The 19,373-nt window shown below is 34.8% G+C and carries 19 protein-coding genes; 11 read left to right on the top strand and 8 right to left on the bottom strand.

The window, feature by feature from the left end; all coding sequences use genetic code 11:
- Window positions 1-91: 91 nt before the first annotated feature.
- Window positions 92-1,708 carry a PucR family transcriptional regulator gene (locus CW357_RS06330; RefSeq protein ID WP_124217618.1) on the bottom strand — a complete coding sequence of 539 codons (1,617 nt, stop codon included), beginning with the start codon at window positions 1,706-1,708 and terminating at the stop codon, window positions 92-94.
- Between the two features lie 184 nt (window positions 1,709-1,892).
- On the opposite strand from CW357_RS06330, the gene CW357_RS06325 reads away from it, so the two are divergent.
- The 3 genes from CW357_RS06325 to allB are packed head-to-tail and all read left to right on the top strand — an operon-like array spanning window position 1,893 to window position 5,717.
- Complete coding sequence (locus tag CW357_RS06325) at window positions 1,893-3,146, top strand: Zn-dependent hydrolase (protein WP_124217617.1); 1,254 nt, start codon at window positions 1,893-1,895, stop codon at window positions 3,144-3,146.
- A gap of 1 nt (window position 3,147) precedes the next feature.
- Window positions 3,148-4,404, top strand: a complete 1,257-nt coding sequence (locus CW357_RS06320; RefSeq protein WP_119414932.1) for a pyridoxal-phosphate-dependent aminotransferase family protein — start codon at window positions 3,148-3,150, stop codon at window positions 4,402-4,404.
- Window positions 4,401-5,717, top strand: a complete 1,317-nt coding sequence (allB, locus tag CW357_RS06315; protein WP_119414933.1) for an allantoinase AllB — start codon at window positions 4,401-4,403, stop codon at window positions 5,715-5,717. The genes CW357_RS06320 and allB overlap by 4 nt, the downstream gene beginning before the upstream one ends.
- 35 nt (window positions 5,718-5,752) lie before the next feature.
- On the opposite strand, the gene CW357_RS06310 is transcribed toward allB, so the two are convergent.
- From CW357_RS06310 to phaQ, 3 genes are all read right to left on the bottom strand, one after another.
- A complete protein-coding gene (locus tag CW357_RS06310; RefSeq protein ID WP_119414934.1) occupies window positions 5,753-6,292 on the bottom strand; it encodes a GNAT family N-acetyltransferase in 540 nt (179 codons plus the stop codon).
- Between the two features lie 263 nt (window positions 6,293-6,555).
- Window positions 6,556-7,044 (bottom strand): hypothetical protein, encoded by a 489-nt coding sequence (locus tag CW357_RS06305; RefSeq protein WP_119414935.1) that lies wholly within the window; start codon window positions 7,042-7,044, stop codon window positions 6,556-6,558.
- A gap of 44 nt (window positions 7,045-7,088) precedes the next feature.
- Window positions 7,089-7,505, bottom strand: a complete 417-nt coding sequence (gene phaQ / locus CW357_RS06300) for a poly-beta-hydroxybutyrate-responsive repressor (RefSeq protein ID WP_119414936.1) — start codon at window positions 7,503-7,505, stop codon at window positions 7,089-7,091.
- A gap of 163 nt (window positions 7,506-7,668) precedes the next feature.
- Here phaQ and CW357_RS06295 point away from each other — a divergent pair, with 163 nt between their 5' ends.
- The 5 genes from CW357_RS06295 (at window position 7,669) to rnz (ending at window position 12,447) form a co-directional block, all read left to right on the top strand.
- Complete coding sequence (locus tag CW357_RS06295; protein WP_124217616.1) at window positions 7,669-8,058, top strand: polyhydroxyalkanoate biosynthesis repressor PhaR; 390 nt, start codon at window positions 7,669-7,671, stop codon at window positions 8,056-8,058.
- A 92-nt stretch (window positions 8,059-8,150) separates the two neighbouring features.
- Window positions 8,151-8,891, top strand: a complete 741-nt coding sequence (gene fabG, locus CW357_RS06290) for a 3-oxoacyl-[acyl-carrier-protein] reductase (protein ID WP_371683854.1) — start codon at window positions 8,151-8,153, stop codon at window positions 8,889-8,891.
- 26 nt (window positions 8,892-8,917) lie between these two features.
- The gene (gene phaC / locus CW357_RS06285; protein WP_124217614.1) at window positions 8,918-9,976 is read left to right on the top strand and encodes a class III poly(R)-hydroxyalkanoic acid synthase subunit PhaC; all 1,059 of its coding nucleotides are present in this window, start codon (window positions 8,918-8,920) and stop codon (window positions 9,974-9,976) included.
- 279 nt (window positions 9,977-10,255) lie between these two features.
- Window positions 10,256-11,497: a DNA polymerase IV gene (locus CW357_RS06280; protein ID WP_124217613.1), complete on the top strand. Its 1,242-nt coding sequence runs from the start codon at window positions 10,256-10,258 to the stop codon at window positions 11,495-11,497.
- Window positions 11,498-11,508: 11 nt separating this feature from the next.
- Window positions 11,509-12,447, top strand: a complete 939-nt coding sequence (rnz, locus tag CW357_RS06275) for a ribonuclease Z (protein WP_124217612.1) — start codon at window positions 11,509-11,511, stop codon at window positions 12,445-12,447.
- A gap of 314 nt (window positions 12,448-12,761) precedes the next feature.
- Here rnz and CW357_RS06270 read toward each other — a convergent pair whose 3' ends face one another.
- From CW357_RS06270 to CW357_RS06260, 4 genes are all read right to left on the bottom strand, one after another.
- Window positions 12,762-13,718 carry an alpha/beta hydrolase gene (locus CW357_RS06270; RefSeq protein ID WP_119414942.1) on the bottom strand — a complete coding sequence of 319 codons (957 nt, stop codon included), beginning with the start codon at window positions 13,716-13,718 and terminating at the stop codon, window positions 12,762-12,764.
- A gap of 222 nt (window positions 13,719-13,940) precedes the next feature.
- On the bottom strand, window positions 13,941-14,093 hold the full coding sequence (locus tag CW357_RS18180; protein WP_164489555.1) for a hypothetical protein: 153 nt from the start codon (window positions 14,091-14,093) through the stop codon (window positions 13,941-13,943).
- The gene (locus tag CW357_RS06265; RefSeq protein ID WP_233548020.1) at window positions 14,086-14,457 is read right to left on the bottom strand and encodes a hypothetical protein; all 372 of its coding nucleotides are present in this window, start codon (window positions 14,455-14,457) and stop codon (window positions 14,086-14,088) included. The genes CW357_RS18180 and CW357_RS06265 overlap by 8 nt, the downstream gene beginning before the upstream one ends.
- Window positions 14,458-14,538: 81 nt before the next feature.
- Window positions 14,539-15,624, bottom strand: coding sequence for a CotH kinase family protein (locus CW357_RS06260; RefSeq protein WP_119414943.1), 1,086 nt, complete (start codon window positions 15,622-15,624; stop codon window positions 14,539-14,541).
- 299 nt (window positions 15,625-15,923) lie between these two features.
- On the opposite strand from CW357_RS06260, the gene CW357_RS06255 reads away from it, so the two are divergent.
- The 3 genes from CW357_RS06255 to CW357_RS06245 all read left to right on the top strand — a co-directional run bounded on the left by CW357_RS06255 (window position 15,924) and on the right by CW357_RS06245 (window position 19,283).
- On the top strand, window positions 15,924-17,453 hold the full coding sequence (locus tag CW357_RS06255) for a DEAD/DEAH box helicase (RefSeq protein ID WP_199670665.1): 1,530 nt from the start codon (window positions 15,924-15,926) through the stop codon (window positions 17,451-17,453).
- A gap of 23 nt (window positions 17,454-17,476) precedes the next feature.
- The gene (locus tag CW357_RS06250) at window positions 17,477-18,256 is read left to right on the top strand and encodes a YqhG family protein (protein WP_119414945.1); all 780 of its coding nucleotides are present in this window, start codon (window positions 17,477-17,479) and stop codon (window positions 18,254-18,256) included.
- A 292-nt stretch (window positions 18,257-18,548) separates the two neighbouring features.
- Window positions 18,549-19,283 (top strand): 3-ketoacyl-ACP reductase, encoded by a 735-nt coding sequence (locus tag CW357_RS06245; protein WP_199670667.1) that lies wholly within the window; start codon window positions 18,549-18,551, stop codon window positions 19,281-19,283.
- Window positions 19,284-19,373 lie beyond the last annotated feature (90 nt).

The following is a 19,373-nucleotide window of genomic DNA, read 5'->3' as shown; positions in this document are numbered from 1 at the left end:
CTTTACATGTTAAAAATAAAAGGCTGAAATGTCATTAGATACAATAGCTAAATATTAGCAATTATTTTAGATAAAGTAACTGAAGTTGAAACTAGATGAAGGGTTGAAGCTTTAAATCTTTTCGTATTCGTAAGGCGAGTCTTAGTTGAATGGTGACTTCGGAATCTTTTAAATCCTTTTGTAATAGCTGGCTGCATTTATCAAGTCGATAAATAACAGTATTTCGATGAACGAACAGTTTTTTAGCTGTTTCGGATATTTGGCAATGGCATTCCAAATATGCATAAAGTGTTTCGAGAAGAAGCGTTTGTTCTTCAGAGTCGAGATTAAGTAAAGGTTCAAATAATGTTTGGTAGAAGTCGATTAATTCATTTTGTGGGATGATTTGTAATAACTCGTTGATCCCTTTTTTTCTATAAAAATGAACACAAGTTTTTGTGCTTTGATGATTTGCGGGGATAGCGCTAAAAGCTTCTTTATATGCATGTTGTAAATCTATAAAAGATCTCGTTGGATTGCTAATACCGAAACTTAAATGAATATCTAAAAAGTAATGAATATATAATTCTAATTCTTCTAAAAATTCAGTTAAAAATAAAGATGAATTGACGGAATGATCCTGGATTTCAACCAGTAAGACTAAGTGATTGTGAATGATAAATGGGTAAATAGGTAATTGGATTTCCTTTATACTTTCTTCGCAAAACTGCTGAATGAGCTTAGAAAGAGTAAACGAATTAAAAGTGGAAATCGTTTGTTTCGTGCGTCCAACGATACACAAATAGGATTGATCGTTGCGTAAAGATAATTCCTCAGAGCATGCGTTAACATAAGAAGTTGTTTGTATGTTGCTATCTATAAATTCTTGCAATGTTTGATTGCGAATCGAACGTGCTTGTTGCTCCAATGCTTGTTCCTGCATAATCGCAAAAGATAGGACATTAATAGCTTGTTTTATAAACAAATGCTTTTGGAACTGTTCTTCTTTTATAAAACCCACGATAACTAAATAATAGTTTTTGTTCAAGTTTGTATGTACAGGATAAAAAGTATAGCTGCAATGATTGTCTAATATGGATATACTCCAATTTTGTTCGGGTAAAGTGGGATATTGCCCTCCTTTTTTAATGACTTCATGTAGGGAAGGGGGTAAATAAAAGTTATGCTTTGTTGTATATACAGGATGAAAAAAGTAGTTGATTAAGCTTACTTTTTGTTCGATGATGGCTGATAATTTTTGGAGTAATGGTAGGATTCCTCGGCCGCTTAATATCAAGTCTGTGAATTCATGATGAATGTCCATTGCTTCAGTTAGTAATGAAGCTTCATTTTGTAAAATTTTTTCTGTAATCAGGAAGTTGATCTCTCCAAGTGATAAATGTTCAGGTAATTGGATGAAAGCTAAGTTTAACTGGTTCGCAAGTTCTAATATGTCTTCAGGTATGGTGTGAAGAAAGCGGTTCTTTTTAATAGCGATTCCTGCGCAACCAGCTCGATGCATACTTTCTAGTAAATTATGAAAATACGTTTCATTGTTTTTTAGATGATAAGCTGTTGTGATGATCAATTGGTTAGGGAGTAAGTATTGCATTATGTCGGGTGCGTCCATCATCGTAACAGTTTTTATCCGACGGCTTATACCGTTTTCTCCGGCGATAAGTGTAATCGGTGATAATTCTTTTAAATTTAATAATTCCACTACATTCACACTAGACTCCTCCTCTTGTTAAATGTATGCTATGTTATAAAATCTAACATAAATAAGTTAACTTTTCAAACATATTTTGGTTAATTTATCTAAAAATTCATACATCTTTCTACAAATACGTCAATGAACTATACCACTTCTTTTTTTAAAATAAGGATATAGCAGAAAGAAAGGTGGGACATAAATGCTTAATCTTTGTTCATCAGAGAAATATAAAAATGTCCAACATTACCTAGATTGGTTAGCTACTTTTGGCGAGACAGCAGATGGTGGTGTGACAAGGCTACTATACACAGAGGAATGGCAGGCAGCACAGCATGCGCTTAAAGAGGAAATGCGAGAAATAGGTATGGATCCTTATTTTGATAAAGTAGGCAATTTGTATGGTCGTATAGAAGGATTCCAAGAAGAAAAGCAAGTCATTTTAACAGGCTCGCATATTGATACGGTTGTAAATGGTGGAAAGTATGATGGTGCTTATGGTGTTATAGCGAGTCTTTTAGCTGCGAAAATGTTGTTCGAGCAATATGGTCGCCCACGAAAAACAATAGAAGTTGTATCTTTATGTGAAGAAGAAGGAAGTAGATTTCCACTTACATATTGGGGATCAAAGAATATTACGGGTGAATATTCTTTAGAAGATATAAAACAACTAGAAGATCAAAATGGAATATTATTTCAAGATGCCATGGGAAAAGCAGGTTTTCCGATTGCAGCTTATAAAGGTGATAAGAGGAGTGATATTGAACACTTTATAGAGGTTCATATTGAACAAGGTGCTATTTTAGAAAAGAATAATATTGATATCGGTTTCGTTACACATATTGTTGGACAACATCGTTATACGATTCAATTTATGGGTGAAAGTAACCATGCAGGAACTACCCCTATGGAAGAAAGAAAAGATCCGATGGTTTTTGCAGCTAATTGCATTGATGCCCTAACCAAAATAGCAAAAGAGGAATACCCAGGGCTTAGGGCAACAGTTGGTAGCATAAATGCTGAGCCAAATGTTTCAAATGTTGTCGCTAAGACGGTATCTATTACTTTAGATATTCGTCATCATCAAGAAGGTATTTTAAAAAAATATAGCGATGAAATCTTACAAATGATTACAGAAAAGGCGAATGACAGTGGAATTATCTGTAAGGCCGAAAAATGGGCGGACAGTCTGCCTGTAGCTTTAGATACATCACTACACAGTACGATGGAAAAAATAGCGAAAAACAATGGACTTAAAAGTGTACAAATGGTCAGTGGAGCAGGACATGATTCGCAAATTTTAGGAGCCCACTATCCAACTACGTTATTTTTTGTCCCTAGTCAAAAAGGAATTAGTCATTCGCCACTAGAATTTACCAAAGTTCAAGATTTAGAGCATGGCATATTACTCTTAAAAGAAGTGCTTTATAAATTAGCTTATGAAGGAGTGCAATGATATGAATTATCGCCAATTACAAACACCTATCCGTACCATTATGACCCCTGGTCCAGTAGAAGTGGACCCTAGAGTTCTGCAAGCAATGTCAACACCAATTCTCGGTCAATTTGATCCGGCTTTTACAGAGATTATGAACGAAGTAATGGATATGTTACGTATGATATTCCAGACAAAAAATAAATGGGCATTTCCAATTGATGGTACATCTCGAGCTGGTACAGAAGCATTATTATGTAGTGTGATAGAGCCTGGAGATCGAGTGCTTGTCCCCATTTTCGGGCGCTTTGGGCATTTGTTAGTTGAAATTTGTGAACGATGTGGTGCTGACGTATATACGATGGAAACAGCTTGGGGAACAGTATTTGAAGAAAAAGATATTATCGAAAAGATAAATGAAGTCCAACCAAAAGTTGTCGCAATTGTCCATGGTGAAACAAGTACAGGGTCTATGCAGCCATTAATTGAAGTCGGTAAAATCTGTCGCGGGCAAGATCGTCTATTGATCGTAGATGCAGTGGCTTCAATGGGTGGGGTTAATATTCCGGTGGATGATTGGCTTATTGATGGGATTATTGCCGGTACCCAAAAGTGTCTATCGATTCCTTCAGGTATGTCATTAATCACCTATAATGAAAGAATAGAAGAAATCATTCAACGTAGAAAAAAGGTAGAGTATGGAATTGCAACTGAAGAAGACAGTAAACAAAATGATACCAAAACGATTCAAAGTAATTATTTAGATTTGGCGATGCTACAAGATTACTGGAGTCCACGGCGATTAAATCATCATACAGAAGCTACCTCTATGATTTATGCGTTACGAGAAGGGTTGCGGCTAGTATTAGAAGAAGGAATATATGAACGATTTGGTCGTCATCAATATCACGAAAAAGCTTTAATAGAAGGTATTAAAGGGATGGGGTTAGAACTGTATGGTGATCCGGAATGTAAACTTCCAACAGTCACTTGTGTAAAGATACCAGATGGAGTAGATGGGGATTCAGTTCGCCAATTTATGTTAGAGCAATTTGGTGTTGAAATCGCATCATCATTTGGTCCTCTTCAAGGGGAAATTTGGAGAATTGGAACGATGGGGTATAGTTGTCGAAAAGAAAATATCTTAAAAGTATTACAAGCACTTGAAGCAGCTTTAATCCGTCATGGCTACGAGCCAAATCGTGGGCAAGCAGTAGAAGCCTCATTGGACTTTTACGAAGCTCCAAAATTTGCAAAGAAATCAGGTGTTACACAATGATTATTTTTTCTGGAGCAGAAGTAGTTGAGCCTCATCAAGTAACAAAGTGTGATGTTGCTATTGATGGTCAAAAAATTATCGCAATTGCGCCACATATTGAAGATGTGAATGCTACGCGAATAGATGTATCGGGAAAAATCATTTTACCAGGTGTAGTAGATGCACATGTTCATCTAAACGAACCAGGAAATGAAGAATGGGAAGGCTTTAAAAGAGGTTCTACTATGCTTGCAGCAGGAGGTGTAACTACTTTCTTTGATATGCCATTAAATAGTAATCCACCAACGATTAATGTGTCAGCATTAGAACTCAAAAAACAATTGGCAGAACAAAAGTCTAATATCGATTATCGATTTTGGGGAGGATTAGTACCAACGAATATTCCTCTATTACAATCATTAGCTGATAATGGTGTAATTGGTTTCAAAGCATTCTTGTCTAATTCCGGTTTTCAGCCATTTTCATCAGTAGATGATCAGGCATTACTACAAGGAATGTTTGAAATAGCAAAGTTAGGAAAAATATTAGCCCTCCATGCAGAAAGTGATACCATTACTTCATGTTTGGCAGAGCAAAAGCTTGAAAAAGGTACTGTTACTGCCAAAGATTATTGTGAATCACGTCCAATTGTAGCAGAAGTAGATGCAGTGCAACGGGCATTACATTATGCTGAAATTACTGGATGTGCCCTTCATTTTGTTCATATTAGTACACCTCAGGCCGTGGAGATTATTCATGAATACAAACAAAAAGGTTTAGATGTAACGCTAGAAACATGTCCTCATTATTTACTTTTTAACGACACAGCTTTCGATTCTCATCAAGTTTATGCGAAATGTGCACCTCCATTACGCTCAGAATCTATTCGTAAAGAACTGATTGTGAAATTGTTGGAAGGGAAAATCGATTATATTGCATCCGATCACTCACCATGCCCAAAAGAATTGAAGGAACTAACACCTCCGAATTATTTCAAATCTTGGGGTGGTATTAATGGTGGACAATTTACACTTCTTTCAATTTTACAAATTGCAGAGGAATATCAATTACCACTAACGGATGTGGCTCGATGGACAGCACAAGCACCTGCACAGCGCTTTGAATTAGGTGGAAAGGGAGAAATCGCAGTGGGGATGGATGCTGATTTTGTTATTTTTGAAAAAAATCCGTTTAAAGTAGATGAAAAGATGATTTATGCAAAGCATAAAGGCACAATCTATAAAGATTTCAATTTTGACTATCAAATTATCAGCACATATTCAAGAGGGAAAGAAGTTTTTCAATCTAAAAATAGCCAAGTGGTTGGCGGTTAGGCCTTTAACCATTTGGCTATGAATTTAGCCTTAATTTACTTGTCTTCCCACTCATCGGCTAACATTCCATAAACAACATGATCGACAAAGTGATCGTAAAGCCATTCATTACTACGAAGGATTCCTTCTTGTACAAACCCTAGTCGTTCAGGAATACTTCTACTTTTTTTATTTCCAACTGCTGCTCGTATTTCAACTTTGTTTGATTGCAATTCATTAAAAGCATAGGTAGTTAAAGCTTTTGCAGCTTGAGTCATAATACCGTGACCTTGATAATCTCTACCTAACCAATACCCAATGTATGCAATACGATGTGTGCGATCAATTTTGTTGAAGCCAGTGATGCCGACGATATCACCCTTCCAAATAATTGCTAAATTTAATAATGTACCGGCTTTTCCACCGATTTGGCTAAATTTAATATACTCCAAAGAATCTTCTACAGATTTTGTACCATCAACCCAAGGCAACCATTCTCTCAAATATGGACGATCTTGATCTGTTAATGTAAATATCGCTTCTGCATCCTCAGGCTGAACTGGTAGTAATAATAGATCTTCAGAAATTTGTATCATATGTGAATACCACCTTTTGGAATATTCCTATTATTGTAATGGATGATACTGTAAGAAAGCAATAGTTATTTTCTATTTAAGATGTCTTATTCTTAAAAAGAAACTGTCTATTATGTGTTCATCTTATAGCAGAATAGACAGTAAAAAATGCTTTTCCTCATTTAAATGAAGAAAAGCATTTTTTCTTGTATACATAATTATTTGTGAGTCTGGAAGTGTTTAAAAGTTCCCCATCAACACTTCTTTCGTTAAGATCGTTTCTTCTAAACACTAAACAACCCTTTTTGAGTTTGTTTTAATTGTTCAGCTAATTCTTCAATTTTCTCAATGACTTCTAAGCGTTGTTGTTTTTGTTCTTCAAGAGCATCTTTTACTGTAGATTCTAAAAGGTTATTTGTTTGTACTACAGTATCTAAGATGGAATGACTCGGATTGCTGACTAATTCTTGTGATTTGTCAGTAATTTCTTGCACACTTGTTAACCATTTAGAAAATTGCTCGTATTGCTCGTTGCTAAATACTTCTTTTACGCTAGTTTGCACATTTTCTAGAATTTCTTTTGTTGCTTTTTTGGATTCTTCCTCGATTGTGTTAATCGTAGATACAGTTGATTCGATAAAGTCTTTTTGATAAGTGAATGATTGTAAAGCTTTTTCACCCACTTCAGTTTGAAATTGTTGCCAAGTTTTTAACCCATTTAACAATCCATCCCATACTAAATCTACGCTTTTTTCTGTTTGTTCTTTCACCATTTACGTTTCCTCCCTTTTCTTCGTGCATTTATAATGATTGCATTTCATTGCATATCATCCATTGGCCTTTCTTTTTTCGGTGAAGACTGATTGATGGGGAAGAAAGGATTGTATAAATCTAAAAAGTTATTTAACAATGTTTGATATTGACTTAGTGAACCTGCCCACATATCCAAATACTTTTCCCCAGCATCAGTTAAAGAATAAACTCGTTTAGCAGGTCCTTTTTCCGGAGTATCCCATTCCGATGATACTAAATTGTCTTTTTCAAGTTTACGAAGAAGACGATAAAAATTCCCCTGATTAATAGGAGTAAAGCCAAATTGAGTAATTTTCTCCATTAATTCATAACCGTGTGAATTCCATTCTCGTAAGTGTAATAGCATAAGTGGTATTAAAAGTTTTTGAGGTGTACCAAAAATTGAATCGCTTTTTTGATTTTTCCCTTCTCTTGTATCCATCACATTCACCTCCTCACTTCAGTACTACATATAAGTGTAATTTACACCTATATTTATACTTATGTTCTTTCGATAAAATAAATTCCTATTCTTTTTTAGTCATATTATTAAAAAACAAACCATAAGGTGTCTTCATAGGTGTTTGAAAAGGAGATGATTTCCAGTGGGTCAAAATACAACACTAGATCCTTTTAAGATTTGGAAGGAAGTGTACGAAAAAACAGAAAGTACATGGAGAGGTACAATTGAAAATTCACTTGGAACCGAACAATTTGCACAAGGGTTAGGACAAGTTCAAAACCAATACGTTCAATATCAAGAACTAGTCAAAACGTTAACTGAATCTTATTTGAAGCAAGCGAATATTCCTAGTATTGAAGAGCTTGCGAAAGTGGCATCTATGATTGTAAACGTAGATACCAAAATTGATAATCTAGACGATTTCATCTTTGAGCAAAAAGAAACAACCACCTTAGAAATAGCTCAAGTGAAACAAGATATTAAAAATGTTGAACAAAAACTAGATCAACTAATAGAACTACTAAAAAAATAAAGATTAGATGCTATACCTTACGATACTAAAAAAATGAGGAGTGATTTTGTATGTCAGCAATTGAATTAAAAGAACTAGGAAAAGTAAATTATGTGAAGCCATTAGCAAATAAGGTAGCAATCGTAACAGGTGCATCACGTGGAATTGGTGCTGAAATAGCTAAAGCTTTAGCAAAAAATGGTGCAACGGTTGTAGCAACGTATAGCTCATCTGAAGTAGAAATGCAAAAAATTATACAAGAAATCGAAGAACAAGGCGGTCAGGCAATTGCGGTGAAAGCAAATGTTAGTGAATTAGAAGATTCAAGACGCCTTATAGACGAAGTATTAAAACAATTTACAAAAGTTGATATTCTTATTAACAATGCTGGAATTACAAAAGATCGCTCATTCCGTAAAATGTCAAAAGACGAATGGGATCAAGTGATTAACGTCAATCTAAATGGTATTTTCCATACCACATCAGCAGTGATTAATCACATGATTGATCGAAAGTATGGACGCATAATTAATATCAGCTCTATTATCGGTCAAGCTGGTGGATTCGGTCAGACGAATTACGCAGCCTCCAAAGCTGGTATTTTAGGGTTCACTAAATCACTTGCACTAGAAACAGCGAAGAGCGGCATTACTGTCAATGCTGTTTGCCCAGGATTTATCGAGACAGAGATGGTAGCAGCTATGCCTGAAAAAGTGAAAAATAACATTATTGCAAAAGTACCTATGCAACGATTAGGTACAACTTCTGAAATCGCTGAAGCTGTTCTTTATCTCATCCAAGCAAGTTTTGTGACTGGTCAAGAGATAAACGTAAATGGTGGATTGTATATGTAAAAAAAGAAAAATAAAGGAGGTAATATATGCTTACAAAAGAATTCAAAACTCCCTCTGATGAAGGATTAAAAAAAGTCAAAAGACTAACAGAGGTATTTGTTATGGAACCAGAGCCTCAAGTAGGCCAGACGCCGAAAGAAGTAGTTTGGACAAAAAATAAGGCTAAATTATATCGCTATCAGCCAGCTGTAAAAAAGACCAATAAAGTACCTATCCTCATGATTTACGCGCTCATTAACAAGCCATATATTTTAGACTTATATCCTGGAAACAGTTTAATCGAACATTTAACCAATAAAGGACATGATGTTTATCTATTAGACTGGGGAGTGCCTGGCTATGAAGACCGTCATATGAAGTTCGATGATTATATCGTCGATTACATCCCGCAGGCTATTAAAAAGGTATTAAGAAAGTCACAAGCAAAGGAAATAACGCTACTAGGTTATTGCATTGGTGGTACAATGTCAGCTATTTTTACGGCTTTGAATCCACAACTTCCTATTCGTAATCTTCTATTGTTGACTAGTCCGATAGATTTTACAGATGCTGGTCTCTTTACGAAGTGGTTGGATAAACGCTACTTCCAACTTGATAAATTGGTCGACACTTTAGGGAATATTCCGTTTGAAATGATTGACTTTGGAAATAAATTACTAAGTCCTATTTCAACGACATATGGACCATATGTGTCGATTGTAGATCGAGTAGAAGATGATAACTTCGTGTTAAATTGGAAACTAATGCAGAAGTGGTTGAATGATGGAGTTCCTTTCCCTGGAGAGGCGTATCGACAATGGATTCGAGAATTCTATCAGGAGAACAAACTGATTAATGGTGAGCTGGTGATTCGTGGAGAAAAAGTAGATTTATCCAATATCAAGGCTAATCTTCTTAACATTTCTGCAACACGCGATAACATTGCATTGCCAAATCAAGTTGCACCGTTAAATAATGTAGTATCTAGTAAAAATAATACCTATCATAGCGTTGAAACAGGACATATATCTGTTGTTGTTGGACGCAAAGCCATTAAAGAAATCCACCCATATATTGAAAATTGGATTACTGAAAACTCATATTAACAAATAGAAAGCTTAAAAGTTTTAAATAAAAGAATAGATGTATTTTCATAGTGGCTGTGCCTAAGTAGGAAACTTATGGTGCAGTCACTTTTTTTATAACAAAGAAGTTTTGGCAGAGTGCTCGAAATAAGATTTCACCATCATCTTTGCAAAGGGCTTGTCTCAAATTGCCTTAACAGACACGTTTTTTGGTGGCTTCAAATAGTAAAAAGATGTCCCAAATGTTGTTATTTTGTTATACTAGAACGAGAACATTTGGTCGATTAAGGAGGGAGGAGTATGGCTACTCACGGGAGAATTATCTTTCATATTGATATGAACTGTTTTTATGCTTCCGTTGAACAATCATATAACCCCGAACTTAAAGGAAAGGCGCTTGCTATTGCAGGTAATCCAAAAGAAAGAAGAGGAATCTTAGTCACTTGTTCTTATGAAGCGAGGGCTAAGGGCGTCTATACAACAATGGCTGTATGGGAAGCAAAGAGAAAATGCCCAGAGTTAATATTGATGGCTCCTAATTTCGAACGTTATCGTCAAGCGTCTCAAGCAATGTTTGCCATATTACGTTCATACACAGATTTAGTAGAACCGGTTTCAATTGATGAAGGATATATGGATGTGACGAATATTGTTCATGGACAAGATGCGATTGAACTGGCAGAGTCTATTCAAACAAGAATATTACATGAACTGGATTTACCATGTTCAATTGGAATCTCACCAAACAAATTTCTAGCCAAAACAGCATCAGATATGAAAAAACCAATGGGTATCACTATTCTGAGAAAACGAGATGTGCCTCAAATGCTATGGCATTTACCTGTTATTGATATGCATGGAGTAGGGGAGAGTACCGCTAAAAAGCTTGAAAGTATTGGGATTCACACTATAGGCGATCTTGCGAATATAGAGGAGTATACGATTAAATCGAATCTAGGGAAAAATGGACTTCGACTAAAAGAACGTGCGAACGGGATAGACCAGCGGGAAGTTGATCCAAACTCTATTTATGATACGAAATCTATCGGCAATTCCACGACTTTTCCAATAGATTTAATGGAAATGTCGGAACTAACTGAAGCAATCGGCAAGCTCTGTGAGAAGGTAGCCAAACGATTAGATGCAAAAAATTTAGCAGGACATACGGTATCAGTTATGATTCGAGATACAGATTGGCATAATAGTAATAGAAGTAAAACAGTATCAAATGCTTTATGGAAACAACAGGATATCGAAACAATTGCTATTGAGCTCACCAGAAAGCATTGGAACGGTTCGCCTGTCCGCCTACTTGGTGTTACAGTCAGCAATGTTATTGATAAAAAAGAAACCGTAGAGCAGCTATCTATCTTTTCTTTCCAAAAATACGTAAAAGAAGAACCTGTATTGAAAATTGTTGAAGAGTTGCAACATAAATTTGGCAAAGATATCATTACAAAAGGTATTAAAAATATTAAAAAAACAACATATGAGTCACAGACTAGTTTTAGTAAAGACTTTTTAGATGACCATAAACTATAGGAGGAAAATCATTGCATATACAATTTTTAGGAACAGGTGCAGGGATGCCCTCTAAAACACGTAACGTAAGCTCTTTAGCGTTAAAATTACTAGAAGAAATCGGCTCCATTTGGTTGTTCGATTGTGGAGAGGCAACACAACATCAAATATTACATACAACTGTTAAACCACGTAAAATAGATAAAATTTTTATCACTCATTTACACGGTGACCATATTTATGGATTACCTGGTTTGTTAGGTTCTCGTTCATTTTTAGGTGGAGATCAGCCGTTAACTATATACGGTCCAAAAGGACTTAAAGAGTGGATAGAATTAACGTTACAGACATCTCAAACGCATCTAAATTATGCAATTGAATATGTAGAAGTAGGGGAAGGAATTGTCTTAGAAGATGAAAATTTCATCGTAACTGCAATGCCACTTGAACATGTTGTTCCGTGCTTTGGCTACCGAATAGAACAAAAGCCATTACTAGGCACTTTGCAAGTTGAAAAAGCAATCGCTTTAGGGGTGCCAAAAGGTCCGTTACTAGGTCAATTGAAAAATGGACATAATGTCACTTTGGAAGATGGCACGATTGTTCGAAGCGTAGATGTTACAGATGAACCTAAAAAAGGATTTACAGTGGCTATTCTTGGCGACACTCGTTATTGTGAAAACGCCATTAAACTTAGTGAGAATGCAGATATTGTAGTACACGAATCTACATTTGATCACTCGACTAGTAATTTGGCAGCAAGTTATGGACATTCTACCAACATGGATGCAGCAAATGTTGCATTCAATGCAGGAGCTAAAAACTTATTGTTAAATCATTTAAGTGCTCGATTCTTTCCACAAGATATCGAGATAATGTTAAATGAAGCAAAAAAAATAATACCAAATACGTTTTTGGTAACAGACTTTGATGAGTTTAAGTGGATACACGAAAAACTGGAAAGAATCTAAAAAAATGGACTAGGAGAATTTTTTCCTGGTCCATTTAAAATATTAGGGGGTATTCATTTTTTCGGAAAAAATCAGACTGATGCAAGCGTTAAACGGAAGGAAAGAACCATGCAAAGTTACGCAACACATCAGTCTGAAAAAAAGGAGGATTCAACCACAAGCTAATAATGCTTTGATTGCACCATATCATAGCAATTATAGCTTGGATTGTATCATATGCTCAATAATACGCAATAATTGTGTGAAAGCCTTGAAAAAGTCAAAGCCGATTTAAATGGGAATTAAGTCATCTTACTCAGCCTAGAGATGACAACTTATTTAACACAAGAAGTCTTAACGGTATCAATGTCAATTGCCTTTTTGAAAAATTCAGCAATCAATTCACATGTCTCTTTCGTTTCTTCTTCAAAAAATTCCATCTTACTAAAATAACTATGGATAAGTCCTGGCAATACAATATGTTTTGCTTCAACCCCAGCTTCACGAAGACGAGTTACATAAGCAATTCCTTCATCTAACAAAACGTCATATTCGGCAGCAACCAAAATTGTTTGTGGGATATGTGACAAATCGTTTGCTAGCAATGGTGAAACAGATGAATTACTTTGAATATTTGCATCACCAATATATTGTTTGGTAAACCAAATCATGCCTTCACGATCTAGACCATATCCTTCTCCATATTTTTCATAGGATGAAGTATTAAAACATGTATTTGTAACGGGATAAATAAGCGCCTGTCCCAAAATTTCAGGGCCATTTTTATCAACTGACCATTGAGAAATAACAGCAGCAATATTCCCACCTGCACTATCACCAGCAACAAAGAGTTTTGTAGGATCACCTTGTAAAGAAGCAGCATTCTCTGCAACCCAAAGAAGAGCATCATAGCTATCTTGAACAGGAATAGGGAATGGATGCTCAGGAGCAAGACGATAGTCTACAGATACGACAATTGACTTTGTTGAACTTGTTAGGTAGCGACAACCTCCATCAGCATAATCGGGGCTACCGAAAACCCAGCCTCCACCATGGTAGTAGATAATAATTGGAAATGGACCAACTCCTATAGGTGTATAAACTCTAACTAAAATTTCTGCGCCATCGGAAACTTTAATAAGTCGATCTTCAACGGATGCAATCCCCTCAACCGATACTTGATGAATAGGAGAAGCTGCTCTTTCAGCTCGAGCCTCTTCTGGTGTCTGTTCGTAATATTGAATACCTTTATGAGCTTCAATATAAGCTAATGATCCTTCTTTTAATGGCATAAGAACACGTCCCTTCAAATTAACTATTAAAGCCATTATACCATAAAATTAATTAAACCTATAGAATAACTATGTTTTAAAAACAAAAAAGTAAAATAAAGAATAATATGTGTATGAAGTAGAAGAAAAAGGGATTTTATGATGGGCTTCCCCCATAAAAACCCCTGAATTTATTAGGTGTTAAAATAAAAAATGAACAAATAGCTAATCAAAAAAATAGAGCTAAACTTCAATTTCAACTTCAGATAAGGTAGCAATATCAGTTGACCCAAAGATGAGCATGAACAATAAAACAATTAAAATAATTGCATTTGTAAAACCCGTTCCGTTAAATGTTGAGCCATTCCCATATTTTTTTTCTTTTGATTTACTCATAATTATCACCTTTTCTCATTTTATCTTGGATTGCTTCAAACACTTCTTGGATAGTTAAATCACCATTTTCATCAAGAAAATCACTCAATGCATTTGACTTTTTCTTTTTATTGGATTGAAATTTACCAATTAAAGTAACGGTAATAATGGGAGAATCTCGAAATAATTGCACAGCATCTACTTTTATTTTTCCTGATAATAAAAGTGCAGCTGCGACGATATCTAAGTGTTTTCCTTTTGTTAAATCTTTCAATGTGTAATCAGAAATCGATCGGTGTTTTTTGAATTTTTGAGAGGCATCATTTTTTGAATAATAGTCCGATTGATTTTTGTGGTTACGATAATTGTTAGAGTTATCATACATTCAAGAAAACACCTCCTCAAACTAATTTATGCATATTACAGTGTCATGTGATTGGGTCTATTGGTATCGAGGTAGATTCTTTTAATTAAAATATTTTAATTGCGTTTTTAAATAATGATTTCTATTTCGGATAAATTGTGTGATCATCTCTGGTTCATAGTCGAAGATTTCAATATTATTATTGATATAAGGGTCACGAAGATAATGAGGACGAACAAGTTGATGAAGTGACATGATTTTATCCTCTAAATAGTTGACAGTATATTTCGTTTCGAGGACTTCTTCTAATTTTTCTTTATACATTTTTCTGAATTTGTGGCTATCTAATAGCCGATCTTTTAGTAAATTACCGGGTCTTCCGTCGATTGGTACATATTTATGATCCATAATTCCGCCACTAATTTTCCTTCCCCATGTTGCATCATAATCCCATGGCATAATTTCAAACAATCCAGTTTCACTATTGCGGTAAATTGAATAATTATGATTAAAACCATCGTTATTCATTGTACAAACGGCACCCACAAGCCAACTGAAGTATTTATCTAAATCTAAATAATTTCCAATACGATAAGAAAAGTCTATGGAATCGGATTTATTGATCACCGTTATAAAGTCAATCAGATTTTGATCGTCGGATAATAATCCATGTACACGCTGTAGGCCAGAGAGGAGGGATCTTTTTCGTCTACCTTCTCGATCAAAAGCAAAATTTGCATCATTATTGGTCGCATAATAGATAGGTCCAGAGGGCAGACCTCTCTTTTTCAAAAAAAGATCATCAACAGATTCAAGTTGTAAATAGATCCCTCTAAATGTTTCATTTCTAAAAAAATTAATATGCTTGGTATCAGGAGCGAGCACTCCTAAATCTTGAAAAAAGTCAAGGGAGAGCTTGTTTCGAATAATGGAAGGATCCTTGTACTCTGCATTAAGATGAATAGCATGTGCTTCCAAAATATTATTTGAATTTTGGAAGTGAACAATATAAGATCTTTTTCGGAATTTTCTAGTATATGCACCTCGATAGCCAAGTCGAATTTTGTAGTCGATCCCGTCAATGTTTAATTTGGAAGGAGCCGCATAATCATTTATCAAGTTTTCTCTTAAAATATTCAACTCATCTTCGTCAATCGTTAATATATATGAAGGTACACTTTTAGACATATATATTCACCTCCCTTTTCAAATGTAAATAAGTAAATTTAACAAAAGCTTTCCTTAATCGATTAATTGACCAAGGAAAGCTCTATATGCTTTCATCATAATGTCTTGTAAGTTGGAACTTTAACTTTATAAATAAGAGCATCAATACAACGCAAAATAATAGCTGATACTATAATATTCATGTGCATTACTTTTGGTTAGATTTCTGACGTATTATGTAGTTTGATTTTCATGAAATATTCATAGTTATAGTTTTTTTGGACAAGTTAAGTGCAAGAAAAATTATTGAGGTGATGATCATGATTATTGAAAGGTCGCCTGAGTGGGAAGAAAGTTTTAAAGAAAGATTAGAACAACAAGATAATTGGGATAACTGGGCGCTATATAAGATGACTTACGAAGTAGAGAAAGCCAATTTAATCACGGAATTTACAGGACTTCAATCACCAAAATATTTACCGAACTTAACACCACTTGCTCATCAACTTGATGTAGCACAAACAGTTATAGAAAAGATGAATGGCAAAGCTATTTTAGCTGATGAAGTGGGATTAGGGAAAACCATTGAGGCTGGTTTAATCTTGAAAGAGTATCTAATTAGAGGTCAGGTGAAAAAAGCATTGATCTTGGCACCTGCTTCTCTTATCAACCAATGGGCAGATGAACTGAACAACAAATTTAATATTCCAGCCATTCCGTATAAAAAGAAATCTTCAATCGAATATATTGATATTGTAGTGATGAGTATGGATACCGCAAAGAAGAGTCCCCACAAAGAACAAATCTATGAACAAAATTATGACATGATTATCATAGATGAGGCCCACAAACTAAAAAACCACAAAACCAAGATTTATGAGTTTGTTCAAAGTTTAAAGAAAAAGTTTTGCTTGTTATTAACGGCAACACCCATTCAGAATGATGTGTTTGAATTATTTTATCTTATTTCTTTACTTAAACCGGGTCATTTAGGGAATTTTGAAGTGTTCCAGGAAGCCTTTTCAGCGAGTAAACATGATCTTGATAATGATGAGTTTTTAAAGGAACTGGTCAATCAAGTAATGGTGAGAAATAGAAGACAGGATACAGGGATAGAGTGGTCAAATAGGAAGGTTCAAAACATCTCCATCCAGTTTACAGAAAAGGAAAGAGAAGTATACGATATGATCCTGCAACTGAAGGATGTATCTCCTGTATTTTCTGGTTCGTTTTCAATGATTACTTTACAAAAAGAAATGTGCAGTAGTAAAGAAGCGACTTGTTTGACGTTAGAGAATATGATTCAAAACAGTAATGATGAAGAAGGACTTGAATTTGTCCATAAACTAATGGAAAAATTAATGTCTTTAGAGATTAATTCGAAAGCGGAAAAAACGTACGAAATTATTTCAGAAGCAAATGATAAAGTTATTATATTTACTGAATATCGTGCAAGTCAAATTTATCTACAATGGTTTTTGCACACAAAAGGTATTAAAAGCGTGCTCTTTAACGGAAAATTTAATAAAAGTAAAAGAGATTATATGAAGCATCTTTTTAAAGAACAAGCACAAGTCTTAATCGCTACCGAAGCGGGTGGGGAAGGGATCAATCTTCAATTCTGTCATCATGTGATTAACTATGATTTACCTTGGAATCCGATGAAATTAGAACAACGAATAGGACGCGTTCATAGGCTTGGTCAAGAACATGATGTACAGATTTATAACCTTGCTATTGCTAATACAATCGAACAAAATATTTTAGATTTATTGCAAACTAAAATCGATGTCTTTGAAAAAGTGGTAGGGGAATTAGATGAAATATTAGCATTCAAGAAGTCGATATAGGAAACTTCAGATGGAGGTCAGATATGTTTCCACAACAAGTTCACGAGTATATGAAAACATTTTTTCAAGAAACTAACTGTCAAATCATCGAAGAAGACGAACATTATTTAACCGTTCAACTGACGATAGATATGGATAAAAGAATTATGAATCGACCTTATTACTGGAAGTACGTTGAAAGTACGAATGGCGTTCCCGCACCAAGCCAGCTTACTTTAATAACAGATCAAAATCATGTAAGTAGCGAACTTAGAGGAGAAATTGTCCATTTTGGCTCTTATCGTTTAAACCAACTATTTAAAGCAACCAAAGAGTTAGGCAAATATGTTCAAATGTTTGAAAATACGGATTCTTTTGAAGGACAAACAATCTTAACGCCATATTTAGGCGTCAATTATAAAGTTTCCTATTTGTGTGATAAAACAAGAGAACATCTCTATTCTCTAGGGGTTAACTTAATGACAGGCAAAATCATTGATGATTTTCAAGATATAGTAACGCAAATCGATCTTGTCTCGGACTTACCAGATAATGCATTTCCTCTGCAATTTATTATCAAACCTTTACGTGGAATTGAACGATTGGATCTTGTCATCAACAATATTATCCAATTAGATGACCACACATGGGTAGAGGAAGCAGACAAAAGATGGAAAAGGGATCAAAGAGTATTAGACTATTTCTATAAGGATATAGATGAAAAACCAGAATGCTACGAAATCGAGGCAAAAGCCCTCGAAGAAAGATACAACGCCAAAATCAAAATTGAAATCATCAACGGTGGGTTGTTTTACTTGAGATGATAAAAGAAGCGTGAGTCGTGATAAAGAGTTCCTACCTTTCTATTCAAGACCTTAATAATGTACTACTAGACCATTCTCGCTCAAGCTTCCGACCGATGTCTTAATATGCAAAAATATCTTACAATAATGCTCCAACAGAAGGAAAAGGGTAATACATTTACTGATCCTAATTTTAAATCAATTATTACTTAGAAAGAGAGCGTATTTTTTGAACAAAAAGCTTTATTGTGATAATAATAGTTGAGAGGTAGCTAAATTATAAATGTTAGTACGTCAGTAATTGTAAAAGGAGATGCTTATTTTGGCACAATCACTAAAAGGTAAAATAGCTTATGTAACTGGAGCTGGACGAGGAATCGGTAAAGCAGTTGCAGTAGCTTTAGCAAAAGAGGGCGTAAATGTAGGTCTATTTGCAAGAACTGAAGAATCATTAAAAAGTGTAAAAGCAGAAATTGAAGCACTAGGTGTTAAAGCTGCTTACGCAACAGTAGATGTTTCATCACTTGAAGAAGTACAACAAGCAATTGAAAAAGTAACAAAAGAATTAGGTAAAGCTGATATTCTTATCAACAATGCGGGTATCGGTGGATTTGCTACTCTTTTAGATATGGATCCAGTACAATGGAAAAAAACTATCGATGTAAATCTTATGGGAACATATTATGTAACTCGTACAGTTCTTCCACAATTAATCGAAAAAAATGGTGGAGATATTATCAATATTTCTTCAACAAACGGTCTAAACGGTGCAGCAACTTCAAGTGCATATAGTGCATCTAAATTCGGTGTTATTGGTTTAACTGAATCATTAGCACAAGAAGTACGCAGAAACAACATCCGTGTTACTTCTCTAACTCCAAGTACAGTAGCAACAGATCTTGCACTAAATACAAACTTAATTGCAGAAAATAATGATCAAAAATATATCCAACCTGAAGATATCGCAGAAGTTATTGTTTCTCAATTAAAACTTAACCAACGTATCTATGTAAAAACTGCAAGTCTTTTAGCAACAAACCCATTCTAATGAATAAATCATAATCACTAAAGCACTTAGATGGATATTAACATCTAAGTGCTTTTTACTGGTTCTTTGTCAAATGTGGTGGTGTTTAAA

This window comes from Rummeliibacillus sp. TYF005 (genome assembly GCF_003844195.1).
Taxonomy (GTDB): domain Bacteria; phylum Bacillota; class Bacilli; order Bacillales_A; family Planococcaceae; genus Rummeliibacillus.
The sequence above is the reverse complement of the archived record's forward strand: the minus strand, read 5'-3'. Positions and strand labels throughout refer to the sequence as shown.